General features: G+C 54.0%; 4 protein-coding genes. 3 read left to right on the top strand and 1 reads right to left on the bottom strand.

Going from position 1 to position 6531, the window contains the following annotated elements; all coding sequences use genetic code 11:
- The first annotated feature begins 7 nt into the window (after positions 1-7).
- From ACR0J8_RS19765 to ACR0J8_RS19775, 3 genes are all read left to right on the top strand, one after another.
- Complete coding sequence (locus tag ACR0J8_RS19765) at positions 8-1696, top strand: hypothetical protein (RefSeq protein WP_480891775.1); 1689 nt, start codon at positions 8-10, stop codon at positions 1694-1696.
- A 4-nt stretch (positions 1697-1700) separates the two neighbouring features.
- Positions 1701-2960 (top strand): HupE/UreJ family protein, encoded by a 1260-nt coding sequence (locus tag ACR0J8_RS19770; RefSeq protein WP_480526663.1) that lies wholly within the window; start codon positions 1701-1703, stop codon positions 2958-2960.
- A gap of 289 nt (positions 2961-3249) precedes the next feature.
- On the top strand, positions 3250-4482 hold the full coding sequence (locus ACR0J8_RS19775) for an MFS transporter (protein ID WP_480526661.1): 1233 nt from the start codon (positions 3250-3252) through the stop codon (positions 4480-4482).
- Between the two features lie 432 nt (positions 4483-4914).
- Here the strand turns inward: ACR0J8_RS19775 and ACR0J8_RS19780 are convergent, their stop codons facing one another.
- Positions 4915-6396, bottom strand: coding sequence for a metal-dependent hydrolase family protein (locus ACR0J8_RS19780; protein WP_480526659.1), 1482 nt, complete (start codon positions 6394-6396; stop codon positions 4915-4917).
- Positions 6397-6531: the final 135 nt, after the last annotated feature.

Consider the following 6531-nt stretch of genomic DNA (forward strand, 5'->3'; position numbering starts at 1 on the left):
GAGCTCGATGCTCGCGGGCCTTATGTTCGGCGCAAACCAGTCGGTTGCTGATCTTGTTTCACCCTACGGCGGCGAAACCGCGCCAAACTTCGTCGAGCTTTCGGTAGAGCCCGACCATGTGCGGGTCATCCTCGAGATAGATCTGAGTGACTATCCGGTATTTGTCGTCCCAGATGACGGCTCGGGTTTGTCTTTGGCCGAGCGGACGGGGCAAAACCTTCAGGTTTGGGCGGACGGAGAAGAACTGACCAGCTCAACAAATACGATCGATGTGCGACTCAGGATACCCCGGCAAACTGCAGCCAGCGCGCAATATCGACCGCGACCGCGCAGTGACAACGTCGTCTACGTGGATATGGAGTATCCGTTTCATGGCAAGCCTGAACGGATCAGGTTTGTCCCTCCGCTAAGTGCTGACGGTATTCCTTTGGCTTCTATTGGCGTGGTGGCCGAACACATGGGCGTTCCGGTTACAGACTATCGCTATCTTTCGCAGCCCGAGACGATGATCCCGGACTGGAGCGACCCGTGGTTCACAACATTCGAAAACCCCAATCTGACCCGTCACCACAAATCCCCGATGATGTCGTTTCTGGCCATGGAACCGCGGGTCGTCCGGCACGAGATCATCTTGCGTTTGAAAGACTTCGAAGGTTGGGCAGATCTGAACCTTGGAAACACAGAACGACTGACCGCAGATCAGGTCGTTGGCATCAAGTCTGAGGTTTCGCAGTTTTTTGCGAACAGAAACCCGATCGCCCTCGATGGCAAGCAAGTGAACCCTGATACGGTGCAGGTCTCTCGTATCGAGATTGGGGCCGAAGGATTGCGCGTCCTTCCGGATGAGGCGGAAGCCAACCGAAATACGATGCTGCTGGGCGTTGTGCTGTCCTACCCGGTCATGACATTGCCCAATCGTGTTGATGTGGCGTGGGAATTGTTCCCGGACAACCTGGACGTCATACCCATCACCCTCACCGATCCGGCCGGGGCGGTACCATCACAGAGTTACGCGTCCGATCCTGTTGTTAGTTGGAATAACCACCTGACGACTTGGGCAGACCCGAAAACGAGCGCTGTTGTTGTCAAAACTGCGGGCCTGACACAGGTGCCGTTGTTTGCCATTGGCCTGGGTCTGTTGGGTATCATTTGTGCTTGGTTTTCGTCGAAACGAACCGGGGGCCAGCGCTTGATTTTGATCGGCCTGACCGGTGCATTCGGGGCCGCCGCAATTGTCGTCTACCCTCTAAAAACCCCGCTTCCCTTCGCGATAACGCCGGAACCGGATGAGATCGCCACGCATCAGGTTGTGGAAGGACTTCTGAGCAACATTGGCACCGCGATGCTTGAGACGCAAAGTGACAAGACTGCGGCAGCGCTTGAGCCATTCGTTGAGGCGGGTAATCGCGATGACGTACAAGCCGAGATGAAGCGAGGTTTGTCGGTCAAGTTACCATCCGGCGCAGTGGCGCGTGTGGAAGAAATTGTTGATTTGAACGTCGAAAGCTTTGCTGCAGGCGATACAAGGAACCGACACCAGGCGCTCGCCAATTGGACAGCCCGTGTCAGCGGCGGCCATTGGGGGCATTTTCACAGGCAGGCGGTCCTTTATCGCGGAGTACTCGACGTCTCGCGGCATGGCAACCAATGGATGCTTGATGGGCTGACGATAATCAGTGCAAAGCCAGGGGGTTAACATAGTGAAACCTGTGCGGCTGTTCATTTTTTCGGTACTGTCAGCCTTGATCTCATTATGTGCAGAAAGCGCCAAGGCGCATTTCAATCTGAACCAGAATGTCCGTATTCATCATGTTGCCCACTCGGAAGATGGTCTTGATGTCTACGTGCGCTTGCCGATGCCATATCTGGTCGCGGAACTCGTCGGACCGAAAGGCGCCGGCGGATTGCCCGCTCCTGCACCTTATACATACAATCAGATCGAAGATGGGATGCTGATGCATTACGTGGATCAGACCGCGTTGCGTCGTGACCCACCCGGTTTGGCCCGTATCGCTGCCGACAGTCTGTTGTTGTCAATCGAAGGTCAACAACAAAAGGCAAATGTCGTTTCTATCAGGTTGCACCCGCTGGGGCAGGAACCCGGATTTGCCACGCTGGATGAAGCCCGGGCTGCACTTGCACCCGGCGATGTTTTCCCCACGACCGAAGAGACGTATGTGGGTGCCGTGATGGTGGACGTGCATCTGCGCTTCAATACAGGACAAGTGGGAACCTACAGCCTGTCCTATGCCTCTGATCCGGGAATTGAGGGACAGGAAGACACCGCGAACCTGATCCTCGACTACAACAGGCAGGAGGTTCGGACTTACCGTGCCAGGGGCCTGATGCATAACCCGGTCGATGTATCGGGATCAGCGACCTCAGCGGCTTCGACTTTCTTTGTCGAAGGTATTCGGCACATTCTGGAAGGGCCCGATCACGTGCTGTTCGTTCTTTGCATGATCATCGGGGCTCTGAACCTTCATAGCCTGCTGGCGCGCGTCACGGGGTTTACACTCGGCCATACAGTAACGCTGATCCTTGGCTTTTTTGGTTTCGCACCGAGTGGCGCATGGTTCATCCCAACTGTTGAATTGGCGATTGCGCTTTCCATAATTTACGCTGCCATGATGGCGGTCTGGCCACCGGAAAAGGGACACGGTGACCTGAAGGCCTTTGCAATCACGTCCGGCATCGGTTTGCTGCACGGATTTGGGTTTTCCTTCATGCTGCACCAGATCCTGCGCGTCGACGCACCGAACGTTTGGCACAGCTTGCTGGCCTTCAATGTTGGCGTGGAGGCCGGGCAAGTTATGATCGTTCTATTGGTCTGGCCGCTGGTGCTGTTTCTGCGCAAACAGCCGGGGCGGATCTGGGTTGGCTCCCGCGCCGCCGTCGCCGCATGTGCAAGTCTGGTCGCGATGTTTTGGGTTGTTGAACGGGCAGAGGCGTTACTCTGACTCCGGCTCTGTTTGGGCGACTTAAAACATCGAAACGTGGGAAAAAAAGCGGCTTTGTAACTTTAGTTCCATTTAGCGAGTTTCGACTAAGTAACAACTTTGTCCGTAACGCGGAGTTTAGCAACTCGTAGGTGCAGTGTAATCCCTGCGGACAAAGCCGTCTTTCGCCGCGCGTCGACAGCTTTAGAGATCCGAAAACTCTGGTGACGTTGACGGCTCGCAATTGATTGCGAACACGGATCGTGCCAGCTTCGCAGTTGAGATCTCTTATTGCTCGCCAGGAGCCGACGTGGAAAGCACTTCCCCTACAAAAAGCCAGTTGAACGCCGCAGTTTTTGCAGGATGCATGGTTGCCTTTCTAGGTTTCGGGTTCTCCGCGACATTTGGTGTGTTCTTGGCACCTATGTCTTCCGAACTTGGTTGGGGTCGCGAAGTTTTTTCGTTGTCGGTTGCTGTTCAGGCTTTGATGTGGGGGATCGCTCAACCTGTCGCAGGCGCTTTTGCAGATCGCTATGGAACAGCGCGCGTGATTGGTTTCGGAGCTGTTTGCGCTGGGATAGGTTTCCTTTTCAGGGGCCTCGTTACTGATCCGATTCCGTTTATCCTTACGGGTGTCCTTGTCGGGATTGGAACGGGCGCGGCATCCTTTCCGATTGTCATCGGAGCACTGGGAAAAGTTGTAACACCGGAGCGGCGGAGCTTCATTCTTGGTCTGGGCACCGCCGCTGCCTCTCTGGGGATGTTCGTGGCCGCGCCATCAGCCACCGCCATGATTGGCGGGGTCGGATGGCAAACCGCGCTGATTTTGATCGCCTTCAGCTTTGCACTGATCCTGCCATTTCTCGTTTTCATTTCTCGCGTCTCCGTTCCCAGCGCCGCTGGCAGCAGTGCAGGCGATTTTGGAACCGCCATATCAATGGCCTTTTCCGACCGCAGTTATGTTTGTCTTTTCTTCGGGTTCTTTGTTTGCGGATTTCACGTGGCTTTTATTCAAACGCATTTGCCAGCCTATGTCGTGGATCTCGGCCTTGCGTCTTGGGTTGGTGCGTGGTCGCTGGCACTTATTGGATTGTTCAATATCGCCGGGTCGTTTTTCTCGGGTTGGTCCGGCCAGGTGTATTCAAAGAAGAAGGTCCTCAGCGGTATTTATTTTACGCGATCCCTAGTCATCACCTTTTTCGTTCTGTTTCCAATTAGTGAGACAAGCGTTCTGGTCTTTTCTGCGCTGATGGGCCTGCTCTGGTTGTCGACGGTACCGCTGACCATGGGGCTGGTCGCACAAACACAAGGGTTGAAATTTTTGTCAACGTTGGCTGGTCTTGTATTCCTGAGCCACCAGACCGGCAGTTTCGTGGGGGCGTGGCTCGGTGGCCGCATTTATGACCTCAACCAGGACTACACGCCAATGTGGTGGTCGGCAGTCACACTTGGCTTGCTAGCAGGGCTCATTCATCTTCCAATACGCGAAGAACCCGGACCGCTGGCGAGAGTTGAAGCGTCACAGAACACTATCAAACCGTAAGTGGATGACCGTTATTGGGTCAAAGCGCCTGAAGAAAAGCGCTGCCATGAGGATTGTCACAGAAAGTCGCACGTCACTTTCCATAACAACAACACTTCAAACTACCTCGCGACCGATATTTGAGGTCGATTTACCACCGCCTCGAATCAACACCTCTCAAGCGCCTTAGGTATCACACATCTGCGGAAGTCCTTGAAAGTAGACTGACTGAAGTCCAGAACCGTTTAGAATGCAACTTCATATCAAAAACTGCGCTAAAACGTGAGTTCACAGAAAACAACAGGGGATAGACTCCTAAGTGGGTGCCCTGAGACTAATGCGAACGTGCCAAATTAATCACTTCAACTGACAATGCCCAGGTAGGAGATCACGGTAGTCCCCGAGGTCTCAAACCAAATTGTCCTATTTGAACCAGTCTTCTGGTGAAACGACTTACCCACCAAGTGCGTTTTTGTAGATAACGCCGTCCTTCATAATAATAAGAAAGTTTGCGTCCGGGTCGACCAGCAGGTTGATGTCCTCAACCGGATCACCGTCAACGAGTATTAAATCCGCATATGCCCCCGCCTCAATCACACCAAGCGGACCTTTCTGGTAGGGATTCCGTGGCCCTGACATCTCCAATAGCTTCGCTGTATTAAACGTGGCCTGTTGCAAAACTTCTGCCCCTGACCACCAACGGCCTCGGCGTTCGAATTCAAGGTTCTGCAAGGCCAAAAGCTCGGGGGCTCCAAACAAGTCCACGCCGAAGGCAATCGGGAGGTTGTACTTTTTGATCAAAGAGACATAGTGTTCGACATTGTCGCGCAGCGGCGCGCCCTTCTCGATGGTCGCTGGATCGCCTGCGGCCATCATATTCTCATCCGGCGTGAATATGAGGAACTGAGGATTGAGGATGGCTCCGGCATCGCGAATGGCGCGAATGGTCTCCTCCTCAAATATCATATTGCCATGATCAATACTCTTTACCCCGCCCTCAAGTGCCCGGATGACAGATTCATCAGTGTAGGCGTGAACGATGACATAAGTATTCCAGTCCTCAGCGGATTCTACCGCAGCGCGGATTTCTTCGGGGCTGTAGTGGGTTGTGTCCAATGGATCGTAAGGAGTCGAGTTGCCGCCACCAAGGCTGATCTTTACCTGAGTGGCCCCGAGGCGCAGCACTTCGCGTGTCGCCGCCCGTACCTCAGATACGCCATCGGCAATGAACGACCATTCGCGTTCAAAGGCAGTCCGATCAGTGCGCTGTCGATGATGGGTGTCATTGTAAAGTCGGAAGTCAAAGTGACCGGATGTCTGGCCGATCCAATGTCCAGAACTAAAAATCCGGGGGCCGGGAACGATACCCTCATCAATGGCCTGCGCTATTCCGTAGGACGGGCCACCCGCATCCCGCAACGTCGTAAAGCCCCGCATCAGCATTCGTTCCGCTTCCCGCGTGACAAGAGCGCCGGTGTACGACCAATGGAGATTATATGCCAAAGCCAGGGGCGACGTCGGCAGCATGATGTGGTTGTGGCCATCAATCAGCCCCGGGATCAAAGTCCGCCCCTGACCGTCTATGACAACAGCACCGTTCGGTTCGATTGGTTCGGTTGAAACCTCGGCAATCAAGTTGCCCTCGACGAGGACATTGGCGTTCTCGATCACTGTCGCATTTTCGCTATCAAAAACGTCGACATTGACGAATAGGGTTCGTGACAGGTCTTTTTGTGCAGTCGCTTTGAAAGCCAACAGGAGCAAAAGTATGGCGGCCAAAAATGTCCGCAATGCGACTGCAGTCATCGCTTGTATTCCTTCCAAAGTGTTCAAACACGATGCAGCATTGCTTTCGAGGTGATTGGAGTCAACGTTGCCACCTGCTTCAGTACTGTCGCTCACGTCGAAGTAATCAACTAGCAAATCCCTTTCCATCCGAGACACCGCTTCAATCTCTGCAGCGAGCCTATTCCGTTGAGAAACTCTTCTTTGATTGACGCACAAGTCGCTGATTCAATTTCCGTACTGAACGGGAGAATGAGCGATGATGGGGCCAAGGCAGCAAGCACA

It is taken from the genome of Ruegeria sp. N11 (assembly GCF_056531525.1).

Bases quoted from the DNA above. Each gene is read 5' to 3' on its own strand.
- ACR0J8_RS19765 (WP_480891775.1), top strand. From the start codon at position 8: ATGCTCGCGGGCCTTATGTTCGGCGCAAACCAGTCGGTTGCTGATCTT.
- ACR0J8_RS19780 (WP_480526659.1), bottom strand. From the start codon at position 6,396: ATGGAAAGGGATTTGCTAGTTGATTACTTCGACGTGAGCGACAGTACT.